This window comes from Stenotrophomonas sp. 01N47 (genome assembly GCF_056399165.1).
This window is the reverse complement of the sequence record NZ_JBFTQU010000005.1, coordinates 301,113-316,780: the sequence shown is the minus strand read 5'-3', so window position 1 is coordinate 316,780 and position 15,668 is coordinate 301,113. Positions and strand designations below refer to the sequence as shown.

General features: G+C 65.7%; 13 protein-coding genes. 8 read left to right on the top strand and 5 right to left on the bottom strand.

All coding sequences use genetic code 11. From position 1 onward, the window contains the following. Positions 1–180: 180 nt before the first annotated feature. The gene (locus tag AC1DKR_RS11205; RefSeq protein WP_478032895.1) at positions 181–1,677 is read right to left on the bottom strand and encodes an aminotransferase class III-fold pyridoxal phosphate-dependent enzyme; all 1,497 of its coding nucleotides are present in this window, start codon (positions 1,675–1,677) and stop codon (positions 181–183) included. 210 nt (positions 1,678–1,887) lie between these two features. Between AC1DKR_RS11205 and queA the strand changes: the two genes are divergently transcribed. The 6 genes from queA (at position 1,888) to fabV (ending at position 9,566) form a co-directional block, all read left to right on the top strand. Continuing rightward, positions 1,888–2,955 (top strand): tRNA preQ1(34) S-adenosylmethionine ribosyltransferase-isomerase QueA, encoded by a 1,068-nt coding sequence (queA, locus tag AC1DKR_RS11200; protein ID WP_049466512.1) that lies wholly within the window; start codon positions 1,888–1,890, stop codon positions 2,953–2,955. A 140-nt stretch (positions 2,956–3,095) separates the two neighbouring features. Further along, complete coding sequence (tgt, locus tag AC1DKR_RS11195; protein ID WP_478032892.1) at positions 3,096–4,226, top strand: tRNA guanosine(34) transglycosylase Tgt; 1,131 nt, start codon at positions 3,096–3,098, stop codon at positions 4,224–4,226. A 136-nt stretch (positions 4,227–4,362) separates the two neighbouring features. Next, entirely contained in the window at positions 4,363–4,707 is a 345-nt protein-coding gene (gene yajC, locus AC1DKR_RS11190; RefSeq protein WP_025875124.1) for a preprotein translocase subunit YajC, read from the top strand. A gap of 61 nt (positions 4,708–4,768) precedes the next feature. Then, positions 4,769–6,625, top strand: coding sequence for a protein translocase subunit SecD (secD, locus tag AC1DKR_RS11185; protein WP_312786512.1), 1,857 nt, complete (start codon positions 4,769–4,771; stop codon positions 6,623–6,625). 15 nt (positions 6,626–6,640) lie between these two features. Further along, positions 6,641–7,621 (top strand): protein translocase subunit SecF, encoded by a 981-nt coding sequence (secF, locus tag AC1DKR_RS11180; protein ID WP_025875120.1) that lies wholly within the window; start codon positions 6,641–6,643, stop codon positions 7,619–7,621. A gap of 685 nt (positions 7,622–8,306) precedes the next feature. Then, positions 8,307–9,566, top strand: coding sequence for an enoyl-ACP reductase FabV (fabV, locus tag AC1DKR_RS11175; RefSeq protein ID WP_223494866.1), 1,260 nt, complete (start codon positions 8,307–8,309; stop codon positions 9,564–9,566). Between the two features lie 108 nt (positions 9,567–9,674). Here the strand turns inward: fabV and AC1DKR_RS11170 are convergent, their stop codons facing one another. From AC1DKR_RS11170 to AC1DKR_RS11160, 3 genes are all read right to left on the bottom strand, one after another. After that, positions 9,675–11,744 (bottom strand): EAL domain-containing response regulator, encoded by a 2,070-nt coding sequence (locus tag AC1DKR_RS11170; RefSeq protein WP_478032886.1) that lies wholly within the window; start codon positions 11,742–11,744, stop codon positions 9,675–9,677. A 91-nt stretch (positions 11,745–11,835) separates the two neighbouring features. Beyond that, the gene (locus tag AC1DKR_RS11165; RefSeq protein ID WP_093819896.1) at positions 11,836–13,020 is read right to left on the bottom strand and encodes a BaiN/RdsA family NAD(P)/FAD-dependent oxidoreductase; all 1,185 of its coding nucleotides are present in this window, start codon (positions 13,018–13,020) and stop codon (positions 11,836–11,838) included. Next, the gene (locus tag AC1DKR_RS11160) at positions 13,017–13,565 is read right to left on the bottom strand and encodes a YaeQ family protein (RefSeq protein WP_025875114.1); all 549 of its coding nucleotides are present in this window, start codon (positions 13,563–13,565) and stop codon (positions 13,017–13,019) included. The genes AC1DKR_RS11165 and AC1DKR_RS11160 overlap by 4 nt, the downstream gene beginning before the upstream one ends. Before the next feature lie 180 nt (positions 13,566–13,745). Between AC1DKR_RS11160 and AC1DKR_RS11155 the strand changes: the two genes are divergently transcribed. Then, a complete protein-coding gene (locus AC1DKR_RS11155) occupies positions 13,746–14,615 on the top strand; it encodes a pseudouridine synthase (RefSeq protein WP_478032881.1) in 870 nt (289 codons plus the stop codon). A gap of 13 nt (positions 14,616–14,628) precedes the next feature. Here AC1DKR_RS11155 and AC1DKR_RS11150 read toward each other — a convergent pair whose 3' ends face one another. Further along, a complete protein-coding gene (locus AC1DKR_RS11150) occupies positions 14,629–15,117 on the bottom strand; it encodes a YaiI/YqxD family protein (RefSeq protein ID WP_025875110.1) in 489 nt (162 codons plus the stop codon). A gap of 304 nt (positions 15,118–15,421) precedes the next feature. On the opposite strand from AC1DKR_RS11150, the gene AC1DKR_RS11145 reads away from it, so the two are divergent. Beyond that, positions 15,422–15,631: a cold-shock protein gene (locus tag AC1DKR_RS11145; RefSeq protein ID WP_025875108.1), complete on the top strand. Its 210-nt coding sequence runs from the start codon at positions 15,422–15,424 to the stop codon at positions 15,629–15,631. Positions 15,632–15,668 lie beyond the last annotated feature (37 nt).

The following is a 15,668-nucleotide window of genomic DNA, read 5'->3' as shown; positions in this document are numbered from 1 at the left end:
TGGCCGGAAACGAAAACGCCCCGCGGTCAACCAGTGAAGCCGGTCGCAGGGCGGGGTGTCCGGGCAATTATGAGGCTTTGCCGTTGTTCTCTGTAGCGCCGGGCTTTGCCCGGCGATATTTCGTTCAGATCAGGGCCAGCCCTTCAGCCGGGCAGCGCCCGGCTCTACGAGGGTCTGGGATTACGCGGCGGCAGCCTGTTCGCGGCGCGGCCCTTCACGCAGCGCACGGCCCACCATGCCTACCAGCAGGTCCAGCTCGCTGCTGTCCATGCCGAAGTGCGGGGTGAAGCGCAGCGAGTTCTCGCCACCATGGATCACGTTGATGCCGTGCTGGCGCAGCCATTCCTCGGTGGAATTGGCGCCATAGCACTTGAACTGCGGGGCCAGTTCGCAGGAGAACAGCAGGCCGGTGCCCTGCACCTTGGTGATCAGGCCGCCCAGTTCGTTCTTCAGCTGCTCCAGCTTGCGCACGGCCTCGGCACCGCGCTCGGTGATCGCTGCGCGGACCTGCGGGGTCAACTGGGCCAGGGTGGCGCAGGCCACGTCCAGCGCACGCGGATTGCTGGTCATGGTGTTGCCGTAGATGCCCTTGCGGTACAGCTGCGCGGCGTGCTCGGTCACGGCCAGCACCGACAGCGGATACTGCGCGGCGTTCAGTGCCTTGGAGTAGGTTTCCATGTCCGGCGCATCCAGCCCTTCGAAGCCGGGATAGTCGACCACCGACAGCACGCCATGGGCGCGCAGGCCGGCCTGGATCGAGTCCAGCAGCAGCAGGCTGCCGTGAGCGCGGGTCAGTTCGCGGGCCAGCGCATAGAACGCCGGCGGCACGGAGCGGCCCGGGTCACCTTCGCCCATCACCGGTTCCAGGAACACCGCTTCGATGAACCAGTTGTTCTGCGCGGCATCCTCGAACACCTTGCGCAGGCCGGCCTCGTCGTACGGGGCGACGGTGATCACCGACTCCTCGCCACGGTAGCTGGCCAGGTGCTGCATGTAGGTCTTGCGGCTGGAATCGGAATACAGCGCCGGTCGGTCGGTGCGGCCGTGGAAGCTGCCCTTGATGACCACGCGCTTGATTGCCGCACCGGCATGGCGGGCACCCGGGTCGGTCTGCAGCTTGGCGTTGACGTCGGCGATGCGTGCGGCCAGCCCAACCGCTTCAGAGCCGGAATTCAGGCACATGAAGCGCGTGAACGGGCAGCCGCCACGACGGTGGCCGATCTCGGCCCGCAGCGCGGCGATGAAGCGCTGCTGGGACAGGCTGGGGGTCATGATGTTGGCCATCACCTGCGGCCGTGACATCGCTTCCATGACGGCGTCCGGGGTGTGGCCGAAGCCCAGCATGCCGTACCCACCGGCGTCGTACAGCACCGCGCCCTTCAGGGTCACCACCCACGGACCGCGCGCGGCCAGCGCCACGTACGGGGTCACCGCATCATCGGCGTAGAAATTGACGAAGCCGTCCTGCATGGCATCGATCTGCGCCTGCTCATCCTGTGCCAGCAGCGGCCCCAGCTCAGCCTGCACGCGCGCGAATTCGGCAGCAGCGGCATCGACCGCGGCGACCAGCTGCGGGTGGTTGGCGGCGAGGGCGGTCAGGGTTGCGTCATCCAGGCCGTTTGTGAGGCGGGTGCCGGGCTGGGCGCGGAGGGGGGCGAGGCGTTCGATGAAGCTCATTGCAGATCTCCTGAAACGTTGGGTCGCACGGGCCTTCAAAAGCAAAACGCGCGTCTTCACGCGCGCTTGGGGCGGGCTCGTGCAGCGGACTTCCTCGTCGATGCTAGCACTTGTTTTTTTGCGCGATAACCCCGCAAAAGACTGCTGCATAGCAGCATTTTGCGCGACGTTCGGGTGCGCCCGTGCCGGCTCGCAGACGCTGGCCGTACAATGCGCGCCATTGTCGACCTGTTGCCGTCCACTGCCTTGAAGAAGTCCGATTTCCATTACGAACTGCCGGCCGAACTGATCGCCCAGGCCCCCTTGGCCGAACGCTCTGCGAGCCGCCTGCTGCTGGTGCCGCCGGCGCCGGCTGCCTTCACCGACCTGCAGGTGCGCGACCTGCCATCGCTGCTGCAACCGGGCGACCTGCTGGTGTTCAACGACACCCGGGTGATTCCGGCGCGCCTGTTCGGGCAGAAGGCCAGCGGTGGCCGCGTGGAGATCCTGATAGAACGCCTGCTCGGCGGCCAGCAGGCCCGGGCCCAGGTCGGTGCCAGCAAGTCGCCGAAGGCCGGCAGCCGCATCGCCCTGGATGCCGGTGGCGAAGCTGAAGTAATGGGCCGCGACGGCGAGTTCTACGTGCTGCAGTTCCATGTGCCGGAATCACTGGAACAGTGGCTGCTGCATGCTGGCCGGTTGCCGTTGCCGCCCTACATCCAGCGCGAGCCCGGTGTGGACGACCGCGAGCGCTACCAGACCGTGTTCGCGCGCGAAGTGGGCGCCGTGGCGGCGCCGACTGCAGGCCTGCATTTCGACGAGCCGCTGCTGGCCGCGCTGAAAGAGAAGGGCGTGGACTTCGGCCACGTCACCCTGCACGTGGGCGCGGGTACCTTCCAGCCGGTGCGCGCCGACGACCTGAAGGACCACGTCATGCACCGCGAGTGGCTGAACGTCGGTGCCGAGCTGGTGCAGCAGGTGCGACGCACGCGTGCGGCCGGTGGCCGGGTGATCGGCGTCGGCACGACGGTGGTGCGCGCGCTGGAAAGTGCGATGCGTGAGGGGGAGCTGCTGCCGTTCGCGGGCGAAACGCAGATCTTCATCACCCCGGGCTACCGGATCCGCAGCGTCGACGCGATGGTGACCAATTTCCACCTGCCGGAAAGCACGCTGCTGATGATGATCTCCGCGTTCGCCGGCAAGGACCGCGTGTTCGAGGCCTACCAGCACGCGATCGAACAGCGCTATCGCTTCTTCAGCTACGGCGACGCGATGCTGCTGTTCCCGCAGGCGGGGTAGGGCGCCGGCATTCGCTTGTGGTGGGTGCGTACCGTTGGTGCGCACTTGCGGGTCATCCGCCGGGCATGGCCCGGCGCTACCGGAGCAGGAAAGGCGGTTTTGGGAGACAATGGGCGACTATTTGCCCGAACGACCGCTCCATGTCCCGATTGCAGTTCCAGCTCCAGACCCGTGATGGCCGCGCCCGCCGTGGCCGCCTGACCTTCCCGCGTGGCACGGTGGAAACGCCGGCCTTCATGCCGGTGGGGACCTATGGCTCGGTCAAGGGCATCCTGCCGGACCAGGTGCGTGCGCTGGGCGCCGAGATCATCCTCGGCAACACCTTCCACCTGTACCTGCGACCGGGCCTGGACATCATCGCCGACCACGGCGGCCTGCACGGCTTCTGCCGCTGGGATGGCCCGATCCTGACCGACTCAGGCGGCTTCCAGGTGTTCTCGCTGGCCCACCGCCGCAAGATCACCGAGCAGGGCGTGACCTTCGCCTCGCCGACCGACGGTGCCCGGGTGTTCCTGGGCCCGGAGGAGAGCATGAAGATCCAGAGGGTGCTCGATTCGGACGTGGTGATGATCTTCGACGAGTGCACGCCGTACCCGGCCACCGAGGACGTCGCCCGCCGGTCGATGGAACTGAGCCTGCGCTGGGCCCAGCGCAGCCGCAATGCGCATGACGAGCTCGGCAATGACGCCGCCCTGTTCGGCATTGTCCAGGGCGGGGTGCATACCGACCTGCGCAGCCGTTCGGCCGAGGCCCTGCAGGGGATCGGCTTCGACGGCTATGCCATCGGCGGCCTGGCCGTGGGTGAGCCGGAAGACGAGCGCAACGCCATGCTCGACCATCTGGACCCCGAATTGCCCGCCGACCGTCCGCGCTACCTGATGGGCGTCGGCCGCCCCGAGGACCTGGTCGAGGGTGTCGCACGTGGCGTGGACATGTTCGACTGCGTGATGCCGACCCGGAATGCGCGCAACGGCCACTATTTCACCTCGTTCGGCACCGTCCGCATCCGCAATTCACAGTACGCGCGGGACATGGACCCGATCGAGCCGGGCTGTGGCTGCGTGGCCTGCGCCGGCGGCTATACCCGCTCGTACCTGCGTCATCTGGACCGCTGCAACGAGATGCTGGCGCCGATGCTGGGCACCCAGCACAACCTCTTCTATTACGAAAAACTGATGGCTGACATCCGCGCGGCCATCGAGGCGGGAACCTTCCTGGCCTTCCGCGAGTCCTTCTACGCAGCACGCGGGGCGGTAGCGCCGCCCCTGTAAACCCGCAGCACCCCCTGCCAAACGGCCCAAGGACGAATGCCCGGGGCCGTGGCATACTTCAAGGCTGACCCAGATCCGCGGTCGACACCTCGTGCCCGTGAAACGGCCGAAGCGCCGCCCAACCAAAGGACCAACGATGAACCTGCTTGCCTTCCTGATTCCCGCCGCCCACGCCCAGGCCGCTGGCGGCCAACCGCAGGGCATGGGCCTGACCACGCTGCTGTTCCCGATCATCCTGATCGCCATCATGTACTTCCTGATGATCCGCCCGCAGATGAAGCGGCAGAAGGAGCACAAGGCCATGCTGGAGAAGATCAAGCGCGGCGACGAAGTGCTGACCAACGGCGGCATCGCCGGCAAGGTCACCGATATCGGCGACAACTTCGTCACCGTCGAAGTGGCCGAGAACGTGCGCATCCGCGTGCAGAAGGGCGCTGTCGGCAGCGTGCTGCCGACCGGCACCCTGGATTCGGCCAAGTAAGCCACTCCCTTTCTGAAGCACAACCGCGGCGCCGGGGATGGCGCCGCGCGGGACCCAAGCAATGCTCGAATTTCCACGCTGGAAGTACGTCGTCATCGTGATCGTACTGGCGCTCAGCACGCTGTACGCACTGCCCAACATCTACCAGAAGGACCCGGCCATCCAGATCACCGCCAACCGTGGCGGGCAGATCGACGATGCGCTGCGCGACCGTGTGCTGGCCGACCTGAAAAAGGCCGGTGTCACCACGATCGGTGCAGAGAAGGAAGGGGACAGCCTGATCGTCCGCCTGTCGGACCTGAAGTCGCAGTCTGCCGCCAGCGATGCGCTGCGTGACAGCGTGGGTGAGAACTACACGGTGGCCCTGAACCTGGCCTCGACCGTGCCGGACTGGCTGGCCAAGCTCGGCGGCCGCCCGATGGTGCTGGGCCTGGACCTGCAGGGCGGCGTGCACTTCGTGCTGCAGGTCGACCAGAAAGCCGCGCTGGACAAGCGCCTGGACGCCTACACCGAGGACGTGCGCAGCACCCTGCGTGATGCGCGCATCGCCTACCAGTCGGTCGAGCGTCGTGCCGACAACACCATCGTCGCCAACCTGAGCCCCTCGGCCGGCGAAGACGCCGGTACCCGTGCCCGCGCCGCGCTGGCCAAGGCGCAGCCGACCCTCGGCTATGACGTCAGTGGCAACCGCATCACGGTCTCCATTCCGGAAGCGGAAATCACGCAGATCGCCAACGGCGCCATCGAGCAGAACATCAACACCCTGCGCAACCGCGTGAACCAGCTCGGCGTGTCCGAGCCGATCATCCAGCGCCAGGGTGCTGATCGCGTGGTGGTGCAGCTGCCGGGCGTGCAGGACACGGCCGAAGCCAAGCGCATGATCGGTGCCACCGCCACCCTGGAATACCGGGCCGTGGTGGAAGGCAACGCGCAGGACGCCATCGCGTCGGGTCGTATTCCGCCGGAAGCGAAGGTCTACCAGCGCCGTGACAACGGCGGTCCGGTGCTGCTGAACAAGCGCGTGATCGTCACCGGTGACCAGATGGTGGCCGCGCAGGCGGTGACCGACTCCACCAGCGGCACCCCGGCAGTCAGCGTGACGCTGAACAACGTCGGTGGCCAGCGCATGTTCGACTTCACCAGCGCCAACGTTAACAAGCCGATGGCAGTGGTCTACACCGAGCGCGTGCCGACCGTGACCGTCGTCGACGGCCAGGAAGTGCGTGGCTTCAAGGTCAACGAGGAAGTGATCTCGGTGGCCAACATCAACGGCGTGTTCGGCAAGAACTTCCAGACCACCGGTCTGCAGAAGAAGGAAGCCGAGGACCTGGCCAAGCTGCTGAAGTCGGGCTCGCTGGCTGCACCGATGGACTTCGTCGAAGAGCGTGTGGTCGGCCCGAGCCTGGGTGCGGAGAACGTCAAGAACGGCATCACCGCGGTGGTCTACGCGTTCATGTTCACTCTGGTGTTCTTCACCATCTACTACCGCATGTTCGGTCTGATCACCTCGATCGCGATGCTGTTCAACCTGCTGATCGTGGTGGCGGTGATGTCGCTGTTCGGCGCGACCATGACCCTGCCGGGCTTTGCCGGCCTGGCGTTGTCGGTCGGTCTGTCGGTCGACGCCAACGTGCTGATCAACGAGCGTATCCGTGAAGAACTGCGTGCCGGCGTGCCGGGCAAGACCGCGATCGTGACCGGTTACGAGCGTGCGTCGGGCACCATCCTCGACGCCAACCTGACCGGCCTGATCGTCGGTGTGGCCCTGTTCGCATTCGGTACCGGTCCGCTGAAGGGCTTCGCGCTGACCATGATCATCGGTATTTTCGCTTCCATGTTCACCGCGATCACCGTATCGCGTGCACTGGCGACGCTGATCTACGGTCGTCGCAAGAAGCTCCAGAACGTGGCCATCTGACGGGACGACACGCACATGAAACTGTTTCCGCTGCACATCCTCCCGAACGATACCAAGATCGACTTCATGCGCTGGCGCCATGTCGCGATGGTCGTCACGATCATCGTGTTCCTGGCCTCGATCGGCATCATCGGCTTCAAGGGCTTCAACTACGCTCTGGACTTCACCGGCGGCACCCTGATCGAAGCCCGCTTCGAACACGCGGTGGATGTCGAGGACGTCCGCAGCAAACTTGAGCAGAACGGCTTCGACGGCGCCCAGGTACAGAGCGTCGGTGGCAACACCGACCTGCTGATCCGCCTGGCCCCGCACGGTGAGCACGCTCCGGGTACCGGTGGCGCCTCGGCCGAGGACAAGGCGACTGCCGCGGCCGTGGTCAAGGCGGTCTCTTCGGCTGACAACCAGGCCACCGTGCTGCGCAACGAGTTCGTTGGTCCGCAGATCGGCAAGGACCTGGCGATGAATGGCCTGTACGCCACCATCTTCATGCTGGCCGGCTTCCTGATCTACATCGCGGTGCGTTTCGAATGGAAGTTCGCGGTCACCGCGAGCATCGTGGCGATGTTCGACCTGATCGTGACGGTGGCCTACGTGTCGCTGCTGGGCCGTGAGTTCGACCTGACCGTGCTGGCCGGCCTGCTGTCGGTGATGGGCTTTGCGATCAACGACATCATCGTGGTGTTCGACCGCGTCCGCGAGAACTTCCGCAGCCTGCGCGTGGAGCCGATGGAAGTGCTGAACCGTTCGATCAACCAGACGCTGTCGCGTACGGTGATCACCGCGGTGATGTTCTTCCTGTCCGCACTCGCCCTGTACCTGTACGGCGGCAGCTCGATGGAAGGCCTGGCCGAGACGCACATGATCGGTGCGGTGATCGTGGTGCTGTCCTCGATCCTGGTGGCAGTGCCGATGCTGACCGTGGGTGCCCTGCGCGTGACCAAGCAGGACCTGCTGCCCAAGGCCAAGGACGTCGAGGCCCTGGCGCGCCGTCCGTAAGCATCTGCTGCACGCAGTACACAGAGAACCCCGCGCAAGCGGGGTTTTTTGTTGGCAGGGCTGCGCCCTGCACCTGCCGAAGCAACAGCAACAGCCAAATCCAAAGCGAAGCGGCATTCCGTGGGATGGCGGGGCACTGTGAGTTTGCGGGGACGCCGTAAACCCATCCATGGGGGCTTGGTCGCCGCATCCATGCGGCTCACACCCCGCAAACCCACAGTGCCCCGCCTTCGACAGGTTCACGCGGCTATTGGTGGGTGCCGACCGTTGGTCGGCACATCTGTCAGATATCGATACAAACAAATGGGGTCAGATCCGTTTTCCTTCGGAAAACGGATCTGACCCCAAGAGCTGTTCCAACAGATCGCGGAAGACTGTCGAAGGCGGGGTGGGTCCGGTGGAGGGGGTGTGAGCGGCATGGATGCCGCGACCAAGCCCCCATGGACGGGTTCACGGCGTCCCCCTCCACCGGACCCATCCCGCCATCTCACAGGAACCCAGCTTTTGACGTTGCTCCGGTCTCTGCAGGTGCAGGGTGCAACCCTGCAAAAGAAATACCACCCTACGCCGCCGTCGGTTGTGCAATCTCTCCCCGCGCACTACGATCCTGCGGTTCGCGCGCACGCGCGCGCCACGTATTCCTGCTGAGCGCCCCGTGCGCCGCACCTGCCAACCCGAGGTATCCATGGTCATCAAACCGCGCGTCCGCGGCTTCATCTGCGTCACCACCCACCCGACCGGCTGCGACGCCGCCGTCAAGCAGCAGATCGACTACATCCGTGCGCGCCCGCCGATCCAGAACGGCCCCAAGCGCGTGCTGGTGATCGGCGCCTCGACCGGCTACGGCCTGGCCGCGCGCATCACTGCCGCCTTCGGCAGTGGCGCGGCAACCCTGGGCATCTTCTTCGAGCGCCCGGGCAGCGAAACCAAGCCGGGCACGGCGGGCTGGTACAACTCGGCGGCGTTCCACAAGTACGCCGACGAAGCGGGTCTGTATGCCAAGAGCATCAACGGCGATGCGTTCTCCGATGAGGTGAAGGCCAAGACCATCGAGATGATCAAGGCCGATCTCGGCCAGGTCGACCAGGTGGTCTACAGCCTGGCTGCACCGCGCCGCAAGCATCCCAAGACCGGCGAGATCATCAGCTCCACGCTGAAGCCGATCGGCGAGCCGATCACCCTGCGTGGCCTGGATACCGACAAGGAAGTGCTGACCGAAACCCACCTGCAGCCGGCCACCCCGGAAGAAATCGCCGGCACCGTCGCGGTGATGGGCGGCGAGGACTGGCAGATGTGGATCGACGCGCTGGCCGATGCCGGCGTGCTGGCCAACGGCTGCACCACCACGGCCTTCACCTATGTGGGCGAAGAGATCACCCAGGCGATCTACTGGAATGGCTCCATCGGTGCTGCCAAGAAGGATCTGGACGACAAGGTGCTGGGGCTGCGCGAGAAGCTGGCCAAGATCGGCGGCGATGCGCGCGTGTCGGTGCTGAAGGCGGTGGTGACCCAGGCCAGCTCGGCCATTCCGACCATGCCGCTGTACCTGTCGCTGCTGTTCAAGGTGATGAAGGAAAAGGGCACCCACGAAGGCTGCATCGAGCAGCTCGACGTGCTGTACGACATCCTGTACGGCGCCAAGGCTGATGGCGTGGCGGTCGATCGCCTGCGCCACGACCTGGTCGACGGCGATGGCCATACCGTTGCGCTGATCGATGAGGAAGGCCGCCTGCGCGCCGACTACAAGGAAATGGCCGCTGACGTGCAGGGCAAGGTGCTGGCGCTGTGGCCGCAGGTGACCAACGAGAATCTGTACGAGATCAGCGACCTGGCCGGCTACAAGGCCGATTTCCTGCGCCTGTTCGGTTTCGGTGTCGAGGGCGTCGATTACGAAGCCGACGTCAACCCGGATGTGAAGATCGATAATCTGGTCGATCTGACCTGATCGAAAAAGGCCGGCGCAAGCCGGTCTTTTTTTGCGCTGGGGTGCCGGTCGCTGGTCGGCAACCCAAGGCTTCCCGAGCTGCCGGCCAGCGGCCGGCACTACCTTCTGTCAACCGAACTCGAAGTTCATCGCCGGCGCTGCCGGGCCGACGAAATCGCCCTGCACGTAATCGACGCCGGCACTGAACAGCAGTGTCATCGAGTTGGCGTCGCTGACGAACTCAGCCATGGTGCGGATGCCGGCTTCCTGCGCGCGTGCGGTGATCTGGCTGACCCGGTCGATGTTCTCGCGGGTGGCGGCCAGGTCGCTGGTGAAACCGCGATCGAGCTTGAGGAACTGCGGCTGGAAGTGGGCCAGCAACTGGAACGAATCCAGGCCCGAGCCGAACTGTTCCAGGCCGATCCGGCAGCCGAGCGGTGCCGCTTCCGCCAGGAACTGCTGGGCGCTGCGCAGGTGGGTGAACACCTTCGATTCCGGCGCATGCAGCCACAGGCGTTCGCCCGGCACGCCGTGTGCCTGCAACTGCTGGCGCAGCGTGGCGATCATCTTTGGATCATCGAACGATTCCGGCGTGACCTTCACCAGCATCTGTGTGGGATGACCCGCGCGGGCACGCGCACCCAGTTCCGTGATTGCCTGCGAGACGACCCAGCGATTGATGTCCGCCAGCAGGCCATGCTCTTCGGCAATGCCGAGGAACGCGGTCGGGCTCAGCAGCTCTCCGTTGTGTTCCAGCCGCAGGTAGGCTTCGTACAGCTCCAGCGACTCGCCCTGCAGGTTCAGCACCGGCTGGTAATGCAGGTGGAAGCCATCGCCTGCCAAGGCTTCGCGGATGCGCGCGACCCAGCGTTGCACGCGCTCTTCCTCCACGCGATCAACAGCGGCTGGGTCGAAGATGCGGCAGGTATTGCCGAGGGCGGCTGCGGCCTGCGTGCATTCGCTGGCGCGCGCCAGCACCTGGCCGATGCTGGCGATCTTCTCGCCCACCTGCACCCCGCCAATGCTGACGGTCACCGTGGCCGAGCGCGCGCCGATGCTGAAGACGTGTGCGGCGTAGGCTTCACGGATGCGCTCGGCCAGTGCCACAGTCTGTGCATAGGGGCCGGACTGCAGCACGGCGAAACTGTGTTCGCCGAAACGGGCCAGCTGCGCATCTTCGCCAACGACGTCGGCCAGTAGCGCGGCGAGTGCGCCGATCAGGGCGTCGGCCGAGGCCAGTCCGATATCCGGGATCAGGCGCGCGTAGTGGTCCGGCTCGACCATCAGCAGGCCGAACTGACCCTCGCTGCGCCCCGCCTGGGCAACTGCGTCCTCGACCTGCAGCATGAAGGTCGGGCGGTTGAGCAGGCCGGTGACCTGGTCGCGTTGGCGCAGGTCTTCGACCTCACGCGCCAGCTCCGGGTCGAATTCCATGCGCCGGCGGAACACCACCTGCAGGCAGGATTCGCCCTCGTAGGTGGCCGCGGTGAACTCCATCGTCGCCGGGAAGGCGCTGCCGTCCTGGTGGCGGGCATCCAACTGGTACTGCGGCGGCGGTGCTTCGCCGCGGCTCAGTGACTTCAGCAGCTGCTTGAAATCATCCACGTGCTGGGCGGCGACCATGTCCAGCAGCGAGATGCCTTCGACTTCCTCGAAATCCTCGTAACCGAACATTTCCAGGTAGGCATCGTTGGCGCGGATATGCATGCCTTCGTGGACATAGGCAATCGGCTCGCGCGACGAGGCGATCAGCGCGTCACAGCGACGCTCGGTCTCGCGCATCTGCGCTTCGATCCTGCGCAGGCCGCGGCGTGCCTGCAGGTCGACCCACTGGTCGCGGACCACGGCCAGCAGGTGTTCGGCGCGCTGGCGCAGGGCGAGGGCGCGAACGCCGTTGCTGCTGGCCTGTACCAGTTCGTCCTCGTCGATGCGCTCGGCCAGCAGCACCAGCGGGATGTCCTTGCCGCTGGCGGCGATGTGCTGGGCCACCAGTGGCAGCGGGATGCTCTGCGAGGGCGCAGCCAGCACCAGGTCGATCGCCTGGCTGGCCAGTACCTGCGACAGCTCGGCCGAGTCCTGCGGGCGCCATGGGCGCACGGCGATGCCGCTGTTGCGCAGGGTGCTGACGATGGCTTCGGCGTTCTCGCCGCTGTCATCGACGATCAGCAGGCGGATGGTGATGTCGTTCGCGTTCTGCATGCACTGCTCCCCAATCTGCAAATCTAGATACACGATGCGTGGCGGCGCGTCCATGCGCGCAACGCTTGCGTGCCCGGAACGGCGATGCGGTTCACACCACGCCGCCGGCCGCGTGCCCGCTGGCCCAGGCCCACTGGAAGTTGTAGCCGCCCAGCCAACCGGTCACGTCCAGCACCTCGCCGACGAAATGCAGGCCGGGTACGCGCTTGGATTCCAGCGTCGAGGAAGAGACCTCGTTGGTATCGACACCGCCCAGGGTGACTTCGGCGGTGCGGTAGCCCTCGGTGCCGCTGGCCACCAGTGGGAACGCTGAAAGTACCTGTGCTGCCTTGCGCAGGTCCGGCTCGTCCAGCTGGCGTACCGGGCGGTCGGGCAGCCAGTGCTCGCACAGGCGCTGCGCCAGTCGCTTGGGCAGCACATCGCCCAGCACCGTACGCAGTTCCGCGGCGGGGCGTTCACGCTTCATCTGCCGCAGCCACTCGGCGGCATCCTGGCCAGGCAGCAGATCCAGCGACAGCGCGTCACCGGGTTGCCAGAACGAGGAGATCTGCAGGATGGCCGGGCCACTGACGCCGCGATGGGTCAGCAGCATGAAGTTGCGGAAACTCGTGCCATTGCAGCTGGCCTCGACCGGCAGGGCGACGCCGCTGAGCTCGGCCAGACGCTCCTGGTGGGTGCCGCTGAGGGTCAACGGCACCAGGCCGGCACGGGTGGGCAGCACCTGGTGGCCGAACTGGCGCGCAATCTCATAGCCGAACCCGGTTGCACCCAGGCTGGGAATGGACAGGCCGCCGGTGGCGACCACCAGCGAGGCGCAATGGAACAGGCCGTGGGTGGTGTGCACGCGGAAGCCGTCAGTGCCGTGCTCGATGCGCTCCACGCTGCACTGCGTGCGGATCTGCACGCCGGCCTGCTGGCACTCGTCCACCAGCATCTTCACGATCTGCTTGGACGACACATCGCAGAACAGCTGGCCCAGTTCCTTCTCGTGATAGGCGATGCCATGGCGCTCGACCATCTCAATGAAGTGGTAGGGCGAGTAACGCGCCAGTGCCGATTTGCAGAAATGCGGATTGGCCGACAGGAAGTTGGCCGGAGTGGTGCCGGTGTTGGTGAAGTTGCAGCGGCCACCGCCGGACATCAGGATCTTCTTGCCGATCTTGTTGGCGTGGTCGATCACCTGCACATGCCGGCCTCGCTGGCCCGCCGTGATCGCGGTCATCAGCCCGGCCGCGCCGGCACCGATCACCAGCACGTCGCAGCGGATCGTGCTCATGCCTTGGCGCGCTTGCGCCAATTGGGGATCACGTCCAGCTGCATCTGATCGTTGAGCAGCTGCACTTCGGCGTCCTGGATCAGCACGCTCCAGCGCATCGCACGCTGGATCTGCTGGCCCCACAGATCGACGAAGCCGCCGTCCAGGTCGACCACCGACAGGTTGTCGAAGCGGGCCAGGCCCTTGCCCTGCTTCTGCCACCAGATGTCCGATGCATTGCCGCCGTAGTTGACCACCTGCACCTGCCGGCTGCGATTGCTGGCCTTGCGGATGCGTGACTCGTCCGGATGGCCGAGGTCGATCCACTGCAGGATGTCGCCGGTGTAGTCGTGCTCCCAGAGGTCGGGCTCATCGTCGGTGCTCAGGCCGCGGCCGAACTCCAGGCGGTCGCCAGCGTTCAGCGCGAAGGCGAGCAGGCGCACCATCAGGCGTTCGTCGGTTTCAGACGGATGCTGGGCCAGGGTCAGGTTGTGGGTCGCGTAGTAGCCGCGATCCATGTCGCTGATCTGCAGTTCGGCCTTGCGGATGGTGGCGGTGAGGGCCATGAAGATCCAGAGGGGTAAAGACCGTCAATGATAGAGGTTTGCCCCGGGGGTGTCCGGTATGGGGGTGTCGGCAGGGCGTGATCGGTGGCACGCTGGCCGTCCTGATTCTTCCGACTTGCCCTGTCGTATGTCCCTTTCACGTCCGCGCCGACTGCAGATCGATGGCGCCCCGATCGCGCCATGACCACGCCCAGCCGACTGCAGCTGCCGCCCGGTGACTGGGGTTCCCTGCTGGAGGGGTTGTGCGCGCGCTTCCCGCGCATCGACCGGCTGCAATGGGAGAGTCGCTTCGCACGCGGGCGGATACAGGACGCACAGGGCAGGGCGCTGGCACCGGACATGCCGTGGCAGGTGGGACTGGAGATACGCTACTTCCGTGAAGTGGCCGATGAGCCGGTGATTCCCTTCGAAGAGAACATCCTGCATCACGACGCGCACCTGCTGGTGGCCGACAAGCCGCACTTCCTGCCGACCGCGCCGGCCGGCGCATTTGTGCGCCAGACCCTGCTGGCGCGCCTGGTCGAGCGCACTGGTAACGCCGACCTGGTGCCATTGCACCGGCTGGACCGGCTGACGGCCGGCCTGGTGCTGTTTTCCACCCAGCCGCAAACGCGCGACGCGTACCAGAGGCTGTTTCGTGAGCGCCGCATCGAGAAGACCTACGAGGCGCTGGCGCCGGCCTTGCCGAACCTGCGGTTTCCGCTGGAGCGGCATAGCCGGCTGCAGCCGGGGGAACCGTTCTTCCGTATGGCTGAAGTTCCCGGCGAGCCGAATGCGCTGACCCGTGTCGAGGTCATTGATGCGCACGGTCCGGTCTGGCGCTACCGGCTTGCGCCCGAATCCGGCCGCAAGCATCAGCTGCGCGTCCATATGGCCGCGCTCGGGGCGCCGATCCTGGGGGATGAGCTCTATCCGCAGCTGCAGGAGCGCATGCCGGGTGGGAGCGGGCAGCCCTTGCAACTGCTGGCGCAGGCGCTGGCCTTCGATGATCCGCTGACCGGCCAGCGACGCAGCTTCCGCAGCACGCGCACCTTGTGCGTTCCCGGCTGACGCACCGCCGGATTCACCTGCCCGGTCGTCGCGCCAGCCAGCGGTCCAGCTCGGCAGCGAACAACTGGCGGTCGCGCGCGCCGAGCGGCGGCGGCCCGCCGGTCTGGACGCCGGCGCCACGCAGTTCTTCCATGAAATTGCGCATCGACAGCCGCTCGGCCATGTTGTTCGGGGTGTACAGCTGGCCGCGCGGGTTCAGGGCCACGCCCTTCTTCTCCAGCACCAGGGCCGCCAAGGGGATGTCCTGGGTGACCACCAGGTCGCCGGCAGCCATCCGTTCGACAATGGCGCTGTCAGCCACATCCAGTCCCTGCGGTACCTGGATGGAGCGCAGCCAGCGCGAAGGTGGGGTGCGGATCCACTGGTTGGCGACCAGGGTCAGCTCCACGCCGACCCGTTCAGCTGCGCGGAACAGGATGTCGCGGATGACAACAGGGCAGGCGTCTGCGTCCACCCAGATGCGGGGGAGCAGGGGTTCAGCTCGGGTTTCAGCTTCAGTCATTTACCCAGTGTAGGGTAGGAAAAACCTGAATGGGGGCCCGGGTTTAGCCTCGATCTGGTGCAACCCCTTGGCCTGTCTAGGGGCTAGCCGTTTGACGCTGAATATCATGGCTATCGCTTTTTGCTCAAAACACGCGTATCGTCTGGCCCACTGTGTTTGCTAGGGTCACCGTGAATCGTGGCCTGGTGCAGTTGATCTCACGATCCGCTCATCGATCCGCTTTACCAACGCCTGCAACTCAGTCTCGGCCCCGATACCCGGTGGCTGCGATTTTTTTCAACATGTGTTTCAGGAGTTAGTAAATATGTCTGATCGTCAGACCGGCACTGTCAAGTGGTTCAACGACGCCAAGGGCTTCGGCTTCATCACCCCGGAAAGCGGCCCGGACCTGTTCGTGCATTTCCGCGCGATCCAGGGCACCGGCTTCAAGACCCTGCAGGAAGGCCAGAAGGTTACCTTCGTCGCCGTCCAGGGCCAGAAGGGTATGCAGGCTGACCAGGTGCAGGCGGTCTAATCCGTCTGCTACCGTTTGGTAGCCAGAACGCCGGGAG

What these genes read in the sequence shown, in the direction of transcription:
- tgt (WP_478032892.1), top strand. Translation starts at nt 3,096, where the DNA reads ATGTCCCGATTGCAGTTCCAGCTCCAGACCCGTGATGGCCGCGCCCGC.
- AC1DKR_RS11155 (WP_478032881.1), top strand. Translation starts at nt 13,746, where the DNA reads ATGACCACGCCCAGCCGACTGCAGCTGCCGCCCGGTGACTGGGGTTCC.
- AC1DKR_RS11150 (WP_025875110.1), bottom strand. Translation starts at nt 15,117, where the DNA reads ATGACTGAAGCTGAAACCCGAGCTGAACCCCTGCTCCCCCGCATCTGG.
- AC1DKR_RS11165 (WP_093819896.1), bottom strand. Translation starts at nt 13,020, where the DNA reads ATGAGCACGATCCGCTGCGACGTGCTGGTGATCGGTGCCGGCGCGGCC.
- AC1DKR_RS11160 (WP_025875114.1), bottom strand. Translation starts at nt 13,565, where the DNA reads ATGGCCCTCACCGCCACCATCCGCAAGGCCGAACTGCAGATCAGCGAC.
- AC1DKR_RS11170 (WP_478032886.1), bottom strand. Translation starts at nt 11,744, where the DNA reads ATGCAGAACGCGAACGACATCACCATCCGCCTGCTGATCGTCGATGAC.
- queA (WP_049466512.1), top strand. Translation starts at nt 1,888, where the DNA reads ATGCGCGCCATTGTCGACCTGTTGCCGTCCACTGCCTTGAAGAAGTCC.
- AC1DKR_RS11205 (WP_478032895.1), bottom strand. Translation starts at nt 1,677, where the DNA reads ATGAGCTTCATCGAACGCCTCGCCCCCCTCCGCGCCCAGCCCGGCACC.
- secF (WP_025875120.1), top strand. Translation starts at nt 6,641, where the DNA reads ATGAAACTGTTTCCGCTGCACATCCTCCCGAACGATACCAAGATCGAC.
- fabV (WP_223494866.1), top strand. Translation starts at nt 8,307, where the DNA reads ATGGTCATCAAACCGCGCGTCCGCGGCTTCATCTGCGTCACCACCCAC.
- yajC (WP_025875124.1), top strand. Translation starts at nt 4,363, where the DNA reads ATGAACCTGCTTGCCTTCCTGATTCCCGCCGCCCACGCCCAGGCCGCT.
- AC1DKR_RS11145 (WP_025875108.1), top strand. Translation starts at nt 15,422, where the DNA reads ATGTCTGATCGTCAGACCGGCACTGTCAAGTGGTTCAACGACGCCAAG.
- secD (WP_312786512.1), top strand. Translation starts at nt 4,769, where the DNA reads ATGCTCGAATTTCCACGCTGGAAGTACGTCGTCATCGTGATCGTACTG.